The sequence below is a fragment of the Kitasatospora sp. NPDC001683 genome (assembly GCF_053596495.1).
Genome location: NZ_JBSFGK010000232.1, coordinates 1 through 1349 on the forward strand (window position 1 = coordinate 1; position 1349 = coordinate 1349).

Here is a 1349-nt window from a genome sequence, read left to right on the forward strand (position 1 = left end):
GCCGCTCAGGGTCATGTGTTCATCGAGGTCAGTCCCCACCCCGTCCTCGTTCCCGGTCTGGACGCCCCGGCCCTCGGCACCCTGCGACGCCAGGACGGCAGCGCACAGCGCTTCACGACCGCACTCGCGGAGGCCTTCGTCCGCGGCGTCGAGATCGACTGGAGCCTGGTGTACCCCGACGCCGCGCTGGTGGACCTGCCGACCTACGCCTTCCAGCGGCAGAGGTACTGGCTGGAGGCCGGCACCGGCACGGGCGATGTCGCCTCGGCCGGTGTGGAGGCCGTCGGCCACCCGCTGCTCGGCGCGGCGGTCGCCCTCGCGGGCTCGGAGGGCACCGTCCTCACCGGCCGACTGTCGCTGCGTTCGCACCGCTGGCTGGCCGACCACGCCGTGAACGGCGTCGTGCTGCTGCCCGGTACGGCCTTCGTCGAACTGGCGCTGCAGGCGGGCGAACAGGCCGGTTGCGCCCGGGTCGAGGAACTCACCCTGGAAGCACCCCTCGTGCTGCCCGCGACCGGTGCGGTGCAGCTGCAGCTGGCGCTCGAACCGGCCGACGCCCGGGGCCGTCGCGCACTCGCCGTGTACGCGCGCGGCGCGGACGAACCGGGGCAGCCCTGGGTCCGGCACGCCTCCGGCGTCCTTTCGGATGCCGAGGCTCCCGAGCCGGCCGTACGGGAGGTCTGGCCGCCGGCTCCGGCCGAGAGCATCCCGCTCGACGGCTTCTACCAGGGCCTGGCCGACGCCGGCCTCGAATACGGCCCGGCCTTCCAGGGCCTGCGGGCGGCCTGGCGGCGTGGTGCGGAGGTGTTCGCGGAGGTCCGGCTGGACCAGGAACAGGAGGCGGGCCGGTTCGGTCTGCACCCGGCGCTGCTCGACGCCGCCCTGCACGCCGTGGGCCTCGGTTCGTTCCTCGACGGCGGCGGGGTGCGCCTCCCCTTCTCCTGGAACGGGGTCTCGCTGCGCACCGCGGGTGCCTCGACCCTGCGGGTCAGGATCGCCCCGGCCGGCGCGGACGCGGTCTCGCTGACGGTGCACGACGGGACGGGCGCCCTGGTCGCCGACGTCGACTCCCTGGTGCTGCGCCCGCTGGCCAAGGACCAACTCGCCGCCCGGGACGCCCTGTTCCGCGTCGAGTGGAAGCAGGTGAACCTGCCGAAGGAAGCTGCCCGGTCCGGCTCGGTGGAGTTGGTGGAGGTGGACACCTCTGCTGGTGTGCGGGCTGCGGTGCACGGGGTGTTGGGCTCGGTGCAGGGGGTGCTGGCCGCGGATGGGGCTTCGCGGCGGTTGGTGTTCGTGACGCGTGGTGCGGTGGGTCTGTCGGGGGACGGGCTGGTGGATCCGGCCGCTGC

At 74.3% G+C, this 1349-nt stretch carries 1 protein-coding gene; it reads left to right on the forward strand.

Annotated elements, in window-relative coordinates; translation table 11 throughout:
* On the forward strand, nucleotides 1–1349 hold a 1349-nt coding region (locus tag ACWCYO_RS40675; RefSeq protein WP_449787048.1), incomplete at both ends, for a polyketide synthase dehydratase domain-containing protein.